The organism is Amycolatopsis sp. lyj-112 (genome assembly GCF_046549055.1).
In the GTDB taxonomy this organism is placed as follows: domain Bacteria; phylum Actinomycetota; class Actinomycetes; order Mycobacteriales; family Pseudonocardiaceae; genus Amycolatopsis.
Genome location: NZ_JAJPWS010000005.1, coordinates 499,273 through 519,048, shown reverse-complemented (window position 1 = coordinate 519,048; position 19,776 = coordinate 499,273). Strand labels below are relative to the sequence as shown.

2 protein-coding genes are annotated in these 19,776 nt (G+C 70.3%); both read left to right on the top strand.

Annotated elements, in window-relative coordinates; genetic code table 11:
* The first annotated feature begins 9 nt into the window (after nucleotides 1-9).
* Entirely contained in the window at nucleotides 10-19,452 is a 19,443-nt protein-coding gene (locus tag ACLJRL_RS21005; protein ID WP_410657917.1) for a non-ribosomal peptide synthase/polyketide synthase, read from the top strand.
* Complete coding sequence (locus tag ACLJRL_RS21000) at nucleotides 19,449-19,658, top strand: MbtH family protein (protein ID WP_410657916.1); 210 nt, start codon at nucleotides 19,449-19,451, stop codon at nucleotides 19,656-19,658. Before ACLJRL_RS21005 ends, ACLJRL_RS21000 begins: the two co-directional genes overlap by 4 nt.
* Nucleotides 19,659-19,776: the final 118 nt, after the last annotated feature.

Genomic DNA, 19,776 nt, shown 5'->3' with positions numbered 1-19,776 from the left:
GGCACCCCGATGACCCGCGGCCACCAGCGCGGCGTTCCCCTGACCTCGGCACAGACCGGGATCTGGCTCGCGCAGCAACTCGACCCGGCCGATCCCGTCTACTCGATCGGCTGGTTCGCCGACATCCGTGGTGACGTGGATCTCGCCCGGTTGGGGGACGCCGTTCGTCGGGCCGTCGCGGAGGCGGAGTGTCTCCACGTGACGGTCGAGGTCCTGGACGGCGTCCCGGTCCAGGTACCGGCCGCGCCGGGTGAGGTCGCGGTCCTCGACTTCACCGGCGAGCCGGATCCGGAGCGGGCATCGGACGAGTGGATGCGGGCCGAGCTGGCCGTGGTGGCGGATCTCGAACGGGGTCCGCTCACCGCGCATGTCCTGCTGGTCCTGGCCGAGGACCGGGTCCGCTGGTTCCAGCGGTATCACCACCTGGTGATGGACGCGCACGGGCAGGCCGTGCTGACCCGCCGCGCTTCCGCGCTGTACTCGGGCACCGCCGAGGACGTCGCCTGGCCGCTCTCGGGGCTGGTCGAGGCCGACGTCGCCGATGACGGCTCGGCCGATCGTGCCTACTGGCTGGCCGAACTCGAGGGCCGGCCGAACCCGGTGCGGCTGCTCGAACGCGCGTCGTCCGGGCCGGTCCGGTTGCGGCGGCACTCGTGGGAGCTGACCGCCGCACAGGCGGGCAGCCTGCGGAAGTTCGCCCTGGACACGGGAACCAGGCTGTCCCGGGTCGCGATCGCCGCCGTGGCGGCCTATGCCCACCGCGTGACCGGCGCCGAGGATCTTGTCCTGGGCCTGCCGGTCACGGCGCGGACCACCCGCGAACTGCGTGAGCAGCCGGGAATGGTGTCCAACGTCCTGCCGCTGCGGCTGACCGTGCGGCCGGAGGTGACGCCGGCGCAACTGGTGGCCCAGGTCGCCGACAAGGTGGCCACGCTGCTGGAGCACAGCCGGTACCGGGGCGAGGAGCTCGCGCGTGAGCTGGGCGCGAGCGGCGGGGTGCACGAACTCGTCGGGCTCAGCGTGAACTTCATGGCCGTGGACGCCGCGCTCGCGTTCGGCGACGCGAGCGCCACCGTGCACAACCTCGAACTCGGGCCGATCAGCGACGTCGCCATCGCCGTGTACGACGCCGGTGAGGGCTTGGGGCTCCGCTTCGACTTCGACGCGGACGCGGCCGTCTCCTCGGACGGGGAACTGGCCGAGCACCACCGCCGGTTCGCCGCGGTGCTCGATGCCTTGGTGCGGCGACCCGATCTGCCGCTGGCCACCGTCGACCTGCTCTCGGCCGAGGAGCGGGTCCGCGTGCTGGAGGAGTTCGGGACCGCCGTCGCCCAGGACGCGCCGGAGGTGTCCTGGCCCGAGGCGTTCGCCCGGGTCGTGGCGCGGGAACCGGATGCCGAAGCCGTCGTCTGCGAGGACGTCCGGTTGACCTACGCCGAGGTCGACGCCGCCGCCAACCGGCTCGCCCGGCTGCTGCGGCGGCGAGGTGTCGGGGACGAGGACGTCGTCGCCGTCGCGATGCCGCGTTCGGCCGACCTCGTCGTCGCGCTGCTCGCCGTGATGAAGGCCGGGGCCGCGTACCTCCCGCTCGACCTCGACCATCCCGAAGACCGCATCGCCTACATGCTTTCGCACGCGGGTTCGGGGATCGTGGTGTCCACCCGGGACGAGGTCACCCAGCTTCCGTCCACGGTGGACGTCGAACGGGTGCTTCTCGACGATCCCGCGATCGCCGCGGAACTCGCGACGCTCGACCAGTCCACTGTGGACGTGAGCGGGATCGCGCTGAGCCGGGCCGCGTATGTCATCTACACCTCGGGCTCCACCGGGAAGCCGAAGGGCGTGATCCTGTCCCACGACGGGATCGGGAGCCTGATCAGCACGGCGACCGAGCGGATCGGCATCGGCCCGGCCAGCCGGGTCGTGCAGTTCGCCTCGACCGGATTCGACGTCACGGTCTGGGATCTGGTGATGTCGTTGTGCGTGGGCGGCACGATCATCGTGGTGCCGTCGCACCGGCGGGTCGCGGGCGTCGAGCTGACCGGCTACATCGCCGACCACGCGGCGACCCACATGATCCTGCCGCCGTCCTTGGTCGCCGCTCTGCCACCGGACTGCGAACTGCCGAAGGGCGCGGTGCTGATCGTCGGCACCGAAACCGTCCCGCCGGAACTGATCGCCCGCTGGGCCGAGGACCTCAAGGTCGTGGCCGCGTACGGGCTGACCGAAGCGACGGTGAACTCGACGCTGTGGCCGGCCGAACCCGGCTGGACCGGGCCGATCCCGATCGGCAGGCCCGATCCCAACACCCGCTGCTACGTCCTGGACACCGCCCTGCGGCCGGTCCCGGTCGGTGTGGAAGGGGAGTTGTACGTCGGCGGCCGCGGGCTCGCACGGGGCTACGCCGGACGTCCGGGCCTGTCTTCGGAACGGTTCGTCGCCGACCCGTTCGCGGGCGTCGGAACCCGGATGTACCGCACCGGCGACCGGGTCCGCTGGCGCGCCGACGGCAACCTCGACTTCCTCGGCCGGACTGACCACCAGGTCAAGATCCGGGGCTTCCGGATCGAACCGGGGGAGATCGAATCCGCGCTCGCCGCCCACGCCGGGGTCGAGCGGATCGCCGTCGTGCCGCGCGAGGTCAAGCCGGGGGACCGGCGGCTCGTGGCGTACGTCGTTCCCGAGACGGGCGGATCACCGTCGCTGCTGAAGGATCTGCGCACCCACGCGGAATCGGTGCTGCCTCACTACATGGTGCCGTCCGCGTTCGTCGAGCTCGACCGGCTGCCGATCATGACGAACGGCAAACTGGACCGCACTTCACTGCCGCTGCCGGACTTCGGCGCCGCCGCGACCGGGCGCGCGCCGCGCACCGAGCGGGAGCGGATCCTGTGCGACGTCGTCGCGCGGGTCCTCGGCGTGCCGTCGGCCGGAGCCGACGACGACTTCTTCTCCCTCGGCGGGGACAGCATCCTGTCGATCCGGCTGGTGCTCGGCGCCGCGGAACACGGCCTCGCCATCACCCCGCGTCAGGTCTTCCAGCACCGCACCCCCGAGGCACTCGCCGCCTGTGCCGGCGTCGTGCCCGAGCCGTCCACTGTGGACGAGACACCGTTGCTTGAGCTGGACGCCGCTGAGCGCGCGTCGCTCGCCGAGTACGCCGACGTCCTGCCCGTGACGCCGCTGCAGGAAGGATTCTTCTTCCACGCGGAGTTCGAGGGAAGCGCGGCCGCCGACATCTACACCGTCCAGGAGGTGCTCGACCTCGAAGGACCGGTCGACGCCGCCGCGTTGCGACGGTCGGTGCAGGCCCTGCTGGACCGCTACTCGTCCCTGCGGTCCGGTTTCCGCCAGCTCGACGGTGGCCGGGTCGTGCAACTGGTCACGCGGCACGCCGAACTGCCTTGGCACGAGGTCTCCGCCGACGAGGCCACGGAAGCGTTCGAGGCCGACCGCGCACGGCGGTTCGACTTCGCGCGGCCGCCGCTGCTGCGCGCGACCTTCGTCCGCCTGGGGAACGACCGTGCCAAGCTGGCGCTGACGTTCCACCACATCATCGCCGACGGCTGGTCGGTCGTGGTGCTGCTTCGCGAACTGCTGGCGAACTACTCCACCGCATCTGATTCCTTTGTGGACACTTCGGGTCCGGAGCCGGACACTCGCACGGAGCACCTGCGGCGGCTCGCTTCGCGCGATCATGAGGTTTCGCGCGAAGCCTGGCGGACCGCGCTGTCCGGAGTGGACGAACCCACCAGGCTGATCGACGCCCCGGCCGCCGCAGAGCGACGGCCGTCCCGGGTGCACCTGAGCCTCGGCGAGCAGGCGACGGCTGAGCTGACCGCCATGGCGCGCCGGCACGGGCTCACCCTCGGCACCGTCCTGCACGGTGCCTGGGGACTCCTGCTCGGCGGGCTCACCGGCCGCGACGACATCCTGTTCGGCAGCACGGTCTCCGGCCGGGACACCGGTGCGGCCGGCCTCGAATCGGCGGTCGGCCTGTACATCAACACGGTGCCGGTGCGGCTGCGCTGGTCCGGTTCCGACACCGTCGCCGCGGTGCTGAGGCGGCTGCAGGACGAGCAATCGGCTTTGCTGGACCACCAGCACCTCGGTCTCGGCGAGCTGCAGCGGATCGCGGGCCTCGGCCAGGAGGAACTGTTCGACACGCTCGTCGTGGTCGAGAACTACCCGCGCGACGAGGACCGCGCCGATCCGTCCGGCACCGTCCGCCTCACCGGGGTCGAGGTCACCGACGCGGTGCATTTCCCGGTCGCGGTGATCGTGACCCCGGGCCGGGACCTGGAGTTCAGTCTCAAATTCGACGCGGCCCGGATCGACGCGGGCACGGCCGAGCACCTCGCCGAACGGTTCGTCCGGTTGCTGGAAACGCTGATCGCGAACCCGGCCGTGCAGGTCACGACCGTGGACCTGCTGTCACCCGCCGAACGCGGCCGCCAGGCCGAACTCAACGCCACCGCCCACCCGGTGCCCGAGCGAACCCTGGTCGAGGCGTTCGCCGCGCAGGTCGCCAAGACGCCGTCCGCGACGGCGGTGGTGTTCGAAGACGCCGAACTGTCCTATTCGGACCTGGACGCGCGCGCGGAAACGGTGGCCCGCCGGCTCCGGTCCCTGGGCGCGGGTCCCGACGAGGTCGTGGCCGTCGCCGTGCCGAGGTCGGCCGAGCTGATGATCGCACTCCTCGGCGTCCTCAAGGCCGGAGCCGCCTACCTGCCGATCGACCTCGACTACCCGGCCGAGCGGCTCGAGTACATGCTGGCCGACTCCGGCGCGAGTCTTGTCGTCTGCGAACCCGGGGTCCCGGTCCTCGCCGGGCTGACCCAGGTTTCCGTGACCGACGAGTCCGCTGTGGACGATGTCCCGGGCACGGCCGCCGGGCTGGACAACGCCGCCTACCTGATCTACACCTCCGGATCGACCGGGCGGCCGAAGGGCGTGGCGGTCACCCACCGTGCCATCGTCAACCGCCTGGCGTGGATGCAGCACGAGTACCGGCTCACCGGGTCGGACCGCGTCCTGCAGAAGACACCGTCGAGTTTCGATGTGTCCGTCTGGGAGTTCTTCTGGGCGCTCTGCGAAGGCGCGGCCGTGGTACTGGCCCAACCGGACGGTCACCGCGATCCGGCGTATCTCGCGCGCGTGATGCGGGAACGCGAGGTCACCACTCTGCACTTCGTCCCGTCGATGCTCGCCGCGTTCCTCGGCAGCGAGGACGTCACCGAAGACCTCGGCTGGAGCCGAAGCCTGCGGCGGGTGTTCTCCAGCGGTGAGGCGCTGACCGGTGAGGTCGCCGCCCGCTGGTGGTCGCTCACCGGCGTCCCGCTGCACAACCTCTACGGCCCGACCGAGGCCGCTGTCGACGTGAGTTTCTTCGCCAGCACGGGACGCGAGGGTGCGACCGTCCCCATCGGACGTCCGGTGTGGAACACCCGGCTGCACGTGCTCGACGGCTGCCTCCGCCCGGTGCCCGACGGCGTGGCGGGCGAGCTGTACCTCGCCGGTGTCCAGCTGGCCCGTGGCTATCACGGACGTCCCGGCCTGACCGCCGAACGCTTCGTCGCCGACCCGTTCGGCGAGCCGGGGCAGCGGCTGTACCGCACCGGCGACCTGGTGCGGCGCCGGGCCGACGGAGAGATCGAGTACCTCGGCCGCACCGACCGGCAGGTGAAGATCCGCGGCAACCGCATCGAACTCGGCGAGATCGAGGCCGTGCTCACCGCGCAGCCGGGCGTCACGGCCGCCGCGGTCGTCGCGAAGGACGGCACGCTCGTGGGTTACGTGGCGGGAACCGCGGAAACCGTGCGGCTGCGTACCGCGCTGAGTGAGGCACTCCCGGCGCCGATGGTCCCGCAGGCGCTCGTCGTCCTCGACGAGTTCCCCTTGACCCCCAGCGGAAAGCTCGACGTGCGCGCCTTGCCCGCGCCGGAGATCGAGCAGCCCGCGGCGTCAGCGTCCGGTGATGAGCGTGAAAGCGTCCTCGCCGTGATCTTCGCCGATGTCCTGGGCCTGGACGGTGTCAGTGCGGATGGCGACTTCTTTCTTCTCGGTGGCGACAGCATCTCGTCGATCACCGTGTCGAGCCGCGCTCGGCGCGCCGGTTTCGAACTGAGCCCCAAGGACGTCTTCGAGCACCGGAGCCCGGCCGCGCTGGCCGCGTTCTGCGCTCGTTCCGAGTCGGGCCCGGTCGGTCAGGCGGGACCGGTGGCCGATCCGGACGGTGTCGGCGACATCCCGCTCCTGCCCGAAGTGCACCGCCTCCGGGAGCTGGGCACGGCGGCGCAGCCGGAGTCCGTGCTGCTGACCGTGCCGTCCGGGGCCGACGTCGAGACGCTCGCCGCGGCACTGCACCTGGTGCTCGACCACCACGACGGCCTGCGGCTGAAGCTCTCCCGGATCGCGTCGGTCCTGTGGTCGCTGGAGACCCGTCCACAAGGGACTGTCTCAGCTGCAGGACTTCTCCGTCGTGCCAACGGCTCCCTCGGTACGGAGTTCGAGGCAGCCGCCGGACGGCTCGATCCCGACGCCGACAGCCTGCTGCAGGCGGTGTGGTTCGACGCCGGTGACGAACCGGGGCAGCTGCTGCTGGTCGCGCATCCGGTGCAGCTCGACGCGCGGAGCTGGACGGTACTCGCGGCCGACCTCGCCCTCGCCTGGCAGGCCGTCACCGCTGGACGCGCACCCGCGTTCGCTCCCGTCGAGAAGTCGTTGCGGACGATCGCACGCCGGATCACCGAAGGCGCGCAGAACCCCGAACTGCTCGGGGAACTCGAACACTGGGCAGCGACCCTTGCGCCGGGCGCCTTCGCGGTTCCTGCCACCGGTGAGATGGCCGAGCGCACGATCACGCTGTCCACGGAGGATACCCAGACCCTGGTCGGCTCGCTGCCGTCCGCCGTACACGGCGACGTGACCGACGTCCTCCTGGCGGCACTCAAGATCGCGGTCGACGGGGACCTCCTCGTCGACGTTCACGCGCGGGAAAAAGACGTCCCGGCCACGGTCGGCGCGCTGAGCGCGGTCCGCCCGGTGCGGGTCACCGCGACCGGCGAACCCTTCGCGTTGCTCAAGGCCGTCAAGGAGACCGTCCGCGAGGTGCCCGGCGGCTACGGGCTCCTGCGCTACCTCAACGCCCAGACCGCGCCGCTGTTCACGCAACTCGCGCGGCCGCAGATCGCCCTGCGATACGTGGGCCGGGTCCCGGCCGGCGCGGGGGAGTGGCAGGTGGCCGGACGCGCGGCGGTGCCTCCGGCAGGCGGCCACCTCCTGCGGATCGGCGTCGCCTGCGAGGACACCGGCGCCGGGCCCCGCCTGACGGCGACGTTCGCGGGTCCGGCCTCGGCGATCGAGCTGGCTGACCGTTGGACCGCCGCTCTGTCGGAACTGGCGGCGGCGTACACCGAAGCACCCGCGCCCGCGGGGCTCACGCCGTCCGATCTGGAACTGGTTTCGCTGACCCAGGACGAGATCGACCGCGTCGAGCGGTTCAGCCCGGTGCCGGTGGCCGACCTCTGGCCGCTGTCGCCGCTGCAGGAAGGCCTGTTCTTCCACTCCAGCTACAACTCCGACCGCGTCGACATCTACACCATCCAGGAGGCGATCGACTTCGATCACCGCCTGGACGTCGAGCGGCTGCGCACCGCGGTCTCCGCGCTGCTGCGCCGGGTGCCGAGCCTCGGCGCCGGCTACACGAGCGAGGGGCTGCGCGGTCCGGTGCAGTTCGTCGCGGCGGCCGTCGAGCCTCCTTTGTCCGAAGTGGACCTTTCGGAACTGCCCGAGGACGAGCAGCGCGCGAAGCTCGACGAACTGATGGCCGAGGACCGCGCGACGCGGTTCGACCTCGGCGCTCCGCCGCTGTTCCGGCTGAAGCTGGTGCGGCTCGGAGGCGGGCGCGATCGCGTGGTGCTGAACCGGCACCTGCTGCTGTGGGACGGCTGGTCGGCGTGGCTGTTCATCGAGCAGCTCTTCGCCCTGTACGAACTCGGCGGGGACGATCGCACCCTGCCCACGCCCGGATCCTATGTGGACTTCCTGCGCTGGCTTGACCGGCAGGACATCGAGGTAGCCACGAGTGCCTGGCGCGAGGCGCTGTCCGGGCTCGCGGACCCGACCATCGTCGGGCCGGACAGCCGGGAACTCGTCCCGGCGACCCCGGTCAACCTGGACACGGTGCTGTCCGGCGATCTCAGCGTCAGGCTCCGCGAGCAGGCTCGCAGACATGGCCTCACCGTCAACTCGGTGCTGAACGCCGCCTGGGGCCTGGTGTTGTCGACCATGACCGGACGCCACGACGTCGTGTTCGGCGCCGCGGTGGCCGGAAGGCCCGCCGCCGTGCCCGAGATCGAGAACACCATCGGCCTGTTCCTCAACACCGTGCCCACCCGGGTGCGGCTCGACCCGGCCGAGTCCGTGCTGGACCTGGTGCGGCGCCTGCAGTCCGAGCGGATGGACCTGACTCCGTACGAGTTCATGAGCCTCGGTGTCCTGCAGCGTGAGGCCGGGCATCGGGTCCTGTTCGACACGCTTTTCGTCCTGCGTAACGCGGACGGCGAGGAGCGGCGTGAGGGGCTGCGTCATCGGCACGGCATCACCGATCTGCTCAACATCGACGCCACGCACTACCCGTTGACACTGGTGGTGACACCGGGTGAGGAAATGCGGGTCACCCTGTCCTACCGGGACGACGTCATCGACCCGGCCGAGGCGGCCTCGCTCCTGGGCCGGTTCACGTCGCTGGTCGAACAGCTCATCGGCGACCCGGCGAAACCGGTCGGCGCCCTCGCGACGGTGTCCACTGAGGACCGTGCCGCGCTCGAAGCTGGCTGGGCCGAGGCCGAGCATCCCGTCATCGAGGACACCATCGCGGATCTGCTCGCCGTCCAGGCAGAGCGAACTCCGGCCGCACTGGCACTGGTGTTCGGCGAGGAACAGCTGACCTACGCCGAACTCGACACGCGGATCAACCGGATGGCCAGGCTCCTGCTGGCGAAGGGTGCCGCGCCGGAGCAGGTGATCGCGCTCGGCTTGCCGCGTTCGATCGACATGGTCGTCGCTCTGTTCGCCGTGCTGCGCACCGGCGCGGCGTACCTGCCGCTCGAACTCGACTACCCGGCTGACCGGCTCGCGATGATGCTGGAGGACGCCGGCCCGCTCTGTCTGGTGTCCACAAAGGACGTCGCGGCGACCTTGCCCGAGTCCACGCCTCGCGTGCTGGTCGACGACCACGAAGACAGGGCGTTCGGCGGCGGCCCGATCTCCGACGCCGAACGCCCGCTGTTCGCACGCGGTCGCGCGGACCGCATGGAACACCCCGCGTACGTCATCTACACCTCGGGTTCGACGGGTAAACCCAAGGGCGTCGTCACGCCTTACCGCGGCCTGACCAACATGCAGCTCAACCACCAGGGCGCGATCTTCGCCCCGGCCATCGCGGCGGCGGGCGGACGGCGGCTGCGGATCGCGCACACCGTCTCGTTCGCCTTCGACATGTCCTGGGAAGAGCTGTTGTGGCTCGTCGAGGGACATGAGGTCCACGTCTGCGACGAGGAACTGCGGCGGGACGCCCGGGCGCTCGTGGCCTACTGCGACGAGCATCAGGTCGACGTCGTCAACGTGACGCCGACCTACGCCCACCTGCTGATCGAGGAAGGGCTGCTGGACGACGGGGACGGACGGCACCGGCCCGCGCTTGTGCTGCTCGGCGGCGAGGCGGTCTCGGAGTCGGTGTGGAACCGGCTGCGCGACACCGACGAAACCTACGGCTACAACCTGTACGGCCCCACCGAATACACGATCAACACCCTCGGCGGCGGCACCACCGACAGCGACACCCCGACCGTCGGCAAGCCGATCTGGAACACCCGTGCCTACATCTTGGACGCCTGGCTCCGGCCGGTCCCCGACGGTGTCGCGGGTGAGCTCTACATCGCGGGCGAGGGCCTGGCCCGCGGCTACCTCGGACGTCCGGCGCTGACCGCCGAGCGCTTCGTCGCGGACCCGTTCTCCTCCGCCGGTGGCAGGATGTACCGCACCGGTGACCTGGTCCGCCGCCGCGTCGACGGAAATCTCGACTTCCTCGGCCGGACCGACGACCAGGTCAAGATCCGCGGCTACCGGGTCGAACTCGGCGAGATCGAGACGGCGCTGAGCCGGTACCCGGAGGTCGCGCAGGCGGCCGTCCTCGCGCGGCCGGACCCGTCGGCGCCCGGCCTGCAACGGCTGATCGGCTACGTGGTCCCGGCCGAGCTGAGCGGAGACGCCCGGGCCGAAGCCGAAGCCGACCAGGTCGGCGAATGGCAGCAGATCTACTCCGACGAGTACACCGAGATCCCGACGGCGTTGTTCATCGAGGACTTCGCCGGCTGGGACTCCAGCTACGACGGCGATCCGATCCCGCTCGAGCATATGCGCGAATGGCGGCAGGCGACCGTTTCCCGGATCGCCGAACTGCGGCCGAAGCGGGTGCTGGAGATCGGTGTCGGCACCGGTCTGCTGATGGGGCAGGTCGCGCCGCTCGCCGAGGAGTACTGGGGCACGGACCTCGCCGCCCCGGTGATCGCGAAGCTGAACCGGGACCTGGCGCGGGATCCGGCGTTGGCGGCCAAGGTGAACCTGCGCGCTCAGCCCGCGCACGTGTTCGACGGCCTGCCCGCCGGACGGTTCGACACGATCGTGATCAACTCGGTCATCCAGTACTTTCCGAGCGTGGACTACCTGACCGACGTCATCACGAAGGCGATCGGCCTGCTCGCCCCCGGCGGCGCGCTGTTCGTCGGCGACGTGCGGAACCTGCGCCTCGCGCGGTCCTTCCACACCGCGATCCAGCTCACCCGCGCCGACGCGACGTCGGACGTCGCCCAGCTGCGGCGGGCGATCGAACGCGGCGCCACGCTGGAGAAGGAACTGCTGATCGATCCGGACTATTTCACCGCGCTCGCGCGGGAACTCCCGGACGTCGCAGCCCAGGTCCGGATCAAACGCGCCCGGCTGCACAACGAGCTGAGCCGCTATCGCTACGACGCCGTGCTGGTGAAGGGACCGGCTGAAACCCTTTCGGTCGCCCAAGCTCCGCGTCTGTCCTGGGACACGGTCGGCTCACTCGCCGAGCTGGAAGAGCACCTCGCGGGAACGGGAACACTGCGGGTGAGCCGGATCCCGGACGCCCGGCAGTCGGCGGAGTTCGAGGCGATGCGGGCGTTGGACGCCGGCGCGCCGCTCATCGACGTCCTGGACCGCTTCCGCGCCAAGGGGGGCGGGGTGGAGCCGGAGGACGTGCACGAACTGGGCGAACGGCTCGGGTTTCGCGTCCACTGCACCTGGTCGGCCGAGGGTGCCTTCGAGGCGGTGTTCGTCCACAACGGACTGCCGGACGCGCTGATCACCGCCGTGCACCAGCCTGTCTCGGCCGGCACGAACCTGGCCAAGTACGCCACGAGCCCGACCGTGGCCCGCGGCGGCGGCGATCTGGTGCAGCGGCTGCGGGAGCGGCTCAAGACCGAACTGCCGGATTACATGGTCCCGGCCGCGTTCGTCACCTTGGGCGGCCTTCCGCTGACCGACAACGGAAAACTCAACGTGCGGGCGCTGCCGGACGCCGATCCGGCGGTGCGCCTCACCGAGAGCCGCCCTGCCGAGACCGTCGAAGAGGAGACGCTGTGTGCGCTCTTCGCCGAGGTCCTCGGGCTGGACGGCGTCGGGGTCGAGGACAACTTCTTCGATCTCGGCGGTCATTCGCTGCTCGCCACTCGCCTGATCAGCCGCGCTCGGACCGAACTCGGTGCCGAACTGGCGATCCGCGACCTGTTCGAGGCGCCGACACCCGCTGAACTTGCCTCCCGTGCGGGTAACGGCGAACCGGCCCGGCCGGCCGTCGTCCGCGTCGAGCGGCCCGAGCGTGTCCCGCTTTCGTCGGCTCAGCGCGGTCTTTGGCTGGTCGACCGGATGGAGACGAACGCGGTCGCCTACAACTTCCCGCTGACCTTCCGGCTGCGGGGCGGCCTTGACCTCGACTCACTCCGGTCGGCGCTGGGTGATGTGCTCGGCAGGCACGAGGTCCTGCGGACCGTGTTCGCCGAACAGGACGGTGAGCCCTACCAGCGTGTTCTGGACGCGCCGGAGATCCCGTTCGCCGTCGAGGAGTGCACCGAGGAAGGTCTGGACGCCCGGATCGCCGAGCTGTCGCGGACGCCGTTCGACCTGGCGCGCGAGATCCCGGTCCGGCTGCGGGTGCTGCGTCTCGGCGCGGAAGACCAGGTCCTTTCCCTGGTCCTGCACCACAGTGCGACCGACGAATGGTCGGACCGCCCGTTCCTGGGCGATCTCACCACGGCCTATCGGGCACGACTCGCCGGCGAGGGTCCCGTGTGGACGGACCTCCCGGTCCAATACGCCGACTTCGCTCTGTGGCAGCAAGACTTCCTCGACCAGAGCGGTGCCGCTCAGCTGGAGTTCTGGACGGGCGCGCTGCGTGGCGCACCGGACGAGCTGACGTTGCCGCTGGACCGGCCGCGTCCACTCCGGTCCACCGGTCGCGGCGGGAAGGCGAAGGCAGACCTGCCCCGGCCACTGGCGGCCTCTCTGCGTGACTTGGCGGCGAAATCCGGCGCGAGCCTGTTCATGGTGCTGCAGGCTGCGGTGGCCGCGCTGCTGCACCGGACCGGTGCCGGGGACGACATTCCGCTGGGAGCCCCGGTCGCCGGTCGCACGGACGCGGCACTCGACGACCTGGTCGGGTTCTTCGTGAACACCCTGGTGTTGCGCACCGATCTCTCCGGCGAACCGACGTTCGCCGAACTGCTCGACCGGGTGCGGGAAGCCGACCTCGCCGCGTTCTCGCACGGCGATCTGCCGTTCGAGCGCGTCGTCGAAGAGCTGAACCCGCCCCGGGTGCCCGGCCGCAACCCGTTGTTCCAGGTGATGGTCGGCTACCACCGGCGCGGTGGCGACCACGACGTGCTCGGCCTGCCCGCCGAATGGTTCGAGATGGACACCGGCATGGCGAAGTTCGACCTGCACTTCACGATGGTCGACGATGCGGACACCGCCACGCTGATGCTGGAGTACGCCGAAGACCTCGCTGACGCCGTCACGGCGGAGCGTCTGCTGGCGAGGCTCTCGTCGGTGCTGGACCAGGTCACGGCCGCACCGGATCGTCCGGTCGCCGCGCTCGACGTCCTCGTCGATGGCGAACTCGCGCGGGTGACGGAGTGGAATCGCACCGCTCGCGAGGTTCCGGCCGCGACGTTGCCGGAGTTGTTCGAGGCTCAGGTGGCGCGGACACCGGATGCTCCGGCGTTGGTGTTCGAGGGCACGGAGTTGTCCTATGAGGAGCTGAACACTCGGGCGAACCGTCTGGCGCGGTGGCTGGTGGAGCAGGGCGTGGATGCCGAGTCGGTCGTGGCGGTGTCGGTGCCGCGGTCGATCGGGCTGGTCGTGGCGCTGTACGCGGTGCACAAGGCGGGCGGCGCCTACCTGCCCGTCGATCGCGACTACCCGGCCGACCGGATCGCCTTCATGCTCGAAGACGCCGCGCCCGCGGTCGTCCTCGATGCACTGCCCGCGAATCTCGACGGGTACTCGGGTGAGAACCTGGGCCGGATCGTGGATACCGCGTCACCGGCGTACGTGATCTACACGTCGGGCTCCACCGGGCGTCCGAAGGGGGTGGTGGTTCCGCATTCGGGCATCGTGAACCGTCTCTTGTGGATGCAGGACGAGTACGGGCTCACCGCCGAGGACAAGGTTCTCCAGAAGACGCCGTCGAGTTTCGACGTGTCGGTGTGGGAGTTCTTCTGGCCGCTCATCACCGGCGCGACCCTGGTGGTCGCCAAGCCGGAAGGCCACCAGGATCCGGTCTATCTGGCGGAGCTGATCCGCACGGCAGGGATCACCACCGTCCACTTCGTCCCGTCGATGCTGGCGTTGTTCCTGGAGACCCCCGCCGCGACCGGATGCGCCGGGCTCCGCCGGGTCATCTGCAGTGGTGAGGCGCTGCCGTCGGATCTCGCCCGCAAATTCGGCGAGATCTTCGAATGCGGGCTGCACAACCTCTATGGCCCGACCGAAGCCTCGGTCGACGTGACCGCTTGGCGTGCCGGGGACGAGACGACACCGTCCGTCCCGATCGGGCGTCCGGTGTGGAACACCCGGACCTACGTGCTGGACGCGCGGCTGAACCCGGTCCCGCCGGGGGTGCCCGGTGAGCTCTACCTCGCCGGTGTCCAGCTCGCCCGTGGGTATCTGGCCCGGCCGGGCCTGACCGCCGACCGGTTCGTCGCCGATCCGTTCGGAGGCGCGGGGGAGAGGATGTACCGCACGGGCGACCTCGCCCGCTGGTCCGGCGAAGGTGTGCTGGAGTTCTTGGGCCGGGTCGACGACCAGGTCAAGATCCGCGGCTTCCGGGTCGAACTCGGCGAGGTCGAGGCAGCCCTGACCGCGGCCGGGTCTCTCACGCGTGCCGTGGTCGTGGCCCGGGAAGATCGTTTGGTGGCTTACGTTGTCGGCTCCGGCACCGACGGCCTGCGGGCCGCTGTCGCCGCGCAGCTGCCCGACCACATGGTGCCGTCGGCGATCGTCGTCCTCGACGAGATCCCGCTGACCCCGAACGGCAAGCTCGACCGCAAGTCCCTTCCTGCTCCCGAGTTCGCGAGCGTCGAAGGCCGTGAGCCGAGGAACACGCGGGAAGAAGCACTGTGCGCGTTGTTCGCCGACGTGCTCGGCGTCGACCGGGTCGGGATCGACGACGACTTCTTCGCGCTCGGCGGGCATTCCCTGCTGGTGATGCGGCTGGTCAGCCGCATCACGGCCGCGCTGGACGCGACCGTGTCGGTCCGCGACGTCTTCGACGCCCCGACGGTCGCCCGGCTGGCCGAACGGCTCGCCGAGGGCGGGCGGCAGGCGCTGGTCCGGGTGGACCGGCCGGAGATCTTGCCGCTTTCTTCCTCACAGCAAGGACTCTGGTTCCTCTATGGGCTCGAAGGTCCCACGGAGACCTACAACGTCCCGTTGTCGTGGCGGCTCACCGGAAGGCTTGATCCGGATGCCTTGCGCGCGGCGGTCCGGGATGTCGTGGAACGCCACGAGTCGCTGCGGACGATCGTCGCCGAGCACGAGGGGGTGGGCGTCCAGAAGATCGTCGACGCGTCCGAGGTCGAAGTGGTGTTCGGTGAGGCCGAGCCCGGGTACCGCTTCGCACTGGATCGCGAGCCGCCGTTCCGGGTGACGGTTTCCCGGTTGAGGCCCGAACAGCACGACGTCCTTTTCCTCTTCCATCACATCGCCACGGACGAGTGGTCCGCACGGCCGTTCCTGGCCGACTTCGCCGGCGCTTACCGGGCCCGTATCGCGGGTTCGGGACCGGACTGGTCGCCGTTACCCGTGCAATACGCGGATTACGTGCTGTGGCAACGCTCCCGGCTCGAAGAGGCCGGACCCGCGCTGACGGCCTACTGGGCGGAGACTCTCACCGGGCTTCCCGAGGAGCTAGCTCTCCCGTACGACCGGCCACGACCGGTGGAAGCGAGTTATCGTGGCGGCGCGGTCGCCTTCAGCGTACCCGCGGAGCTGACGGCCCGGCTGCGCGAACTCGCCCGTGCCCGGAACGCCAGCATGTTCATGGTCGCCCAGGCCGCCGTGGCGATCCTGCTCAACCGGCTCGGCGCGGGGGACGACATCCCGCTGGGCACGCCGATCTCGATGCGCGGCGACGAGGCACTGGAGAACCTGGTCGGCTACCTGCTCAACACGCTGGTGCTCCGCACGGATGTTTCCGGGAACCCCGGTTTCGCCGAGCTGCTGGCGCGGGTGCGGGAAACTGATCTGGCGGCTTTCGATCACCAGGAACTCCCGTTCGACCGGCTTGTCGAGACGCTCAACCCGCCGCGGTCGCTGTCCAGGCATCCGCTGTTCCAGGTGATGGTGGTGTACATCGCCGCCGGCGGCGAAGGGTTCGAGTTGCCGGGGCTGACGGCCGAATCCCTGGGCGTCCCTTCGGAAACGGCGAAGTTCGACCTGTCGTTCGACCTCACGGAGCAGCGCGACGGCGGCGTCTCCGGGGTGATCGAATACAGCGCGGATCTGTTCGACCGGTCCACTGTGGAGCGTTTCGCGGATCGGCTGCTGCGGCTGCTGGAGCAGGTGGCCGCGGAGCCGTCCCGGCCGGTCGGGGAGCTGGAGATCCTGCTGCCCGGCGAGGTCACCGGGTGGAACGATACGGCGGCCGAAGTGGCGCGCGTGACGTTGCCGGAGCTGTTCGAGGCCCAGGTGCGGCGCTCTCCGGATAGGCCGGCCGTGGTCTGCGGAGAGGTCGCGTGGACCTATACGGAGCTCAACGAGCAGGCGAACCGCCTCGCCCGGGTACTCGCCGGGCGAGGCGCCGGGCCGGAGGAGCTCGTCGCGCTGGCGCTGCCGCGGTCGGCGGACATGATGATGGCGATCCTCGCGGTGCACAAGGCAGGCGCGGCGTACCTCGCGCTCGATACCGACTATCCGGCGGAGCGGTTGGCCGCGATGCTGGCCGACGCGCGCCCCCGGCTGGTGCTGACAGCCGCGTCGCTGCTGGAATCCTTGCCACGGACCGAGATCGAGACCCTGGTGCTCGCCGCGCTGCCCACGGACGACCAGCTCGCAACCGATCTGACCGACGCGGACCGGAGCAGGCCGCTCGACCCCGAGCATCCGGCGTATGTCATTTACACGTCAGGTTCGACGGGAACCCCCAAGGGTGTGGTGGTTCCGCATCGAGGCGTCGTGAACCTGTTCCACAGCCACCGTGCGACGTTGTACCGGCCGGCGATCCAGGCGACGGGTCGGCGGCATCTCCGGGTCGGCCATGCCTGGTCGTTCTCGTTCGACGCCTCATGGCAGCCCCAGCTCTGGCTGTTCGACGGGCACGCCGTGCACATCGCGGACGACGAAGCCCGCCGAGACCCGGAACTGCTGGCCTCGATGATCGAACGGGACGGGCTCGATTTCGTCGAGGTGACGCCGTCGTTCTTCGCACAGATGGCCGAAGCCGGGCTGCTCGACGGCGATCGCTGCCCGCTCGCGGTGATCGGCGTCGGCGGAGAGGCGGTCCCGGAGAGCCTGTGGCGGAGGCTGGCCGGGTTGAACGGTACCGAGGCCTTCAATCTCTACGGCCCCACGGAGTCCACAGTGGACGCGCTGGTCGCGCGGATCGGGGACAGCGAGCGGCCGCTGGTCGGCCGTCCCGTGGCGAACACGCGGGCATATGTGCTCGACGGCGCGCTCCGCCCGGTGCCGCCGGGGGTGACCGGAGAGCTCTATCTCGCCGGTTCCGGTCTGGCGCGGGGCTATCTCGGCCTCCCGGCGCTGACCTCCGAACGGTTCGTGGCCGATCCTTTCGGCGACGGGGGCGGCAGGATGTACCGCACCGGCGACCTCGCGAAGTGGACGATCGACGGAAGGCTGGACTTCGGCGGCCGAGCGGATGAACAGGTGAAGATCCGCGGATTCCGGATCGAACCGGCGGAGGTCGAAGCCGCTCTGGAACGTCATGACGGCGTCGCGCAGGCGGTCGTGATGGTCCGGGAGGACCGTCCGGGGATCAAGCAACTCGTCGCGTACGGTGTTCCGGGTCAAGGGTCCACTGTGGACTCTGCCGGGTTGCGGCGGTTCCTGACCGGTGTCCTGCCGGACTATCTGGTCCCGTCGGCGTTCGTCCTGCTCGACGAGCTTCCCGTGCTGCCGAACGGGAAGCTCGACCGCAACGCGTTGCCCGCGCCGGACTACTCGGAACTGGCAGGCGGTCGTGCCCCGGAGACCGTGGTGGAGAAGATCCTGTGCGCCGCGTTCGCGGACGTCCTCGGGATTCCGGAACTCGGCATCGACGACGACTTCTTCGCGCTCGGCGGGGACAGCATCGTCGCGATGCAGCTGATGAGCCGGGCCCGCGCGGCCGGGCTGCGGATCACGCCGAGGCAGGTCTTCACCTGCCGGACGGTCGCCGGGCTGGCCGAGGTCGCGTCCGAGATCGTCGTCACGGCCGGTCCGGCCGACGACGGCACCGGAACGGTCGGGCTGACGCCGATCATGCACGCGATGCGGGAGCTGGGCGGGCCGATCGAGGGATACCACCAGGCCGCGCTGCTGCGGACGCCCTCCGGGATGACCGGCGAGCAGCTGGTCGCCGTCCTCGGCGCGGTCGTCGGAAGGCACGACATGCTGCGGGCGCGGCTCGACCGGTCGGTCGAAGGCTGGGCGCTCGAAGTACCCGGTCCGGTGGACGTGTCGGGCTGGATCGAGCGGGTCGACGTGGCCGGGTCGGCGAGGGAGGAGCTGTTCGCGACCATCACCGAGCACGCCAAGGCGACCCGGGCACGGCTCGATCCGGATTCCGGTGCGATGCTGCGCGCGACCTGGTTCGACGCCGGTCCCACGGAACCGGGACGGCTGCTGGTGATGATCCATCACCTGGTGATCGACGGTGTGTCGTGGCGGATTCTGTTGCCGGACCTCACTTCTGCTTGGGCCGCGGTCGTCGAAGGACGCGAGCCCACGCTGTCCTCTGTGGACACTTCGTTCCGGAGGTGGTCGCGGTCGCTGGCCGAGCGTGCACTCGAACCGGCCAGTGAAGCGGCACTGGACCGCTGGCTGTCGGTTCTCGGCGGTGGCGACCCGATCCCGTTGGCGCGGCCGCTCGATCACCGGCGTGACGTGGCCGCCACGGTCCGGGAAGTCGCGCGGACGCTGCCGCCGCGGCGAACCGCTCCACTGCTTTCACGGGTCCCCGCGACCTTCCGGGCGACGGTGAACGACGTCCTGCTCACCGGGCTCGCGCTGGCGGTCGCCCGGTGGCGGCGCGGGCAGGAGACCGGAGAGGGCAGCGCGGTACTGCTGGACCTCGAAGGTCACGGCCGCGAAGAGGAACTGGCCGAGGGCGCGGATCTGTCGCAGACGGTCGGCTGGTTCACCAGCGTGGTCCCGGTCTGCCTCGATCTCGGGGACCTCGACCTGGACGACGCGTTCGACGGCGGCACCGCGGCGGAAGCCGCGCTCGAGCGGGTGCGGGCGCATCTCGACGAACTTCCGATGGCGGGGATCGGGCATGGCCTGCTCAGGTACCTCAACCCCCGCACCGGTCCGGAGCTGGCGAAGTTCGCGAGGCCGGACATCGAGTTCAACTACATGGGACGTGTCGGCGTCCCGGAAGCGACGGACTGGTCGTACGTGGTGGACGGCCCGGAGGAGACCGGCCCCGACGCGGGGATGCCGTCGTCGCACGCCCTGACGATCAACGCGCTGACCGAGGACCGTCCCGACGGCCCCGAACTGCACGTGTCGTGGTCCTGGCCGGAGGCCGTGCTGACAGAGGAGTCGGTGGAGGCACTGGCGGAGACCTGGTTCACCGCCCTGGACGCGCTCGCCCGCCGGGCTGCTTTGCTTGAGGAAGACGGAACACAGAAGGAGAACAAGGCATGACGAACCCGTTCGAGAACCCCGACGGCACCTACCTGGTGCTGGTCAACGACGAGGGCCAGCACAGCCTGTGGCCCGAGTTCGTCGAGGTCCCGGCGGGCTGGACCACGAAGTTCGGCCCGGCAGCGCGCCCGGAGTGCCTCGAGTACGTCGAGACCAACTGGACCGACCTGCGGCCGACGTCCCTCGTGAAGGCCATGGAGTCCTGACCGCGTAACTCGCGTGATCAGACACGTGACTCGCGTGATCAGACGGACGAGATCGAGTCGTTCGTCCAATCACGCGTGTTGCCCGTCTGATCACGCGAGTTACGTCTCTGATCACGGG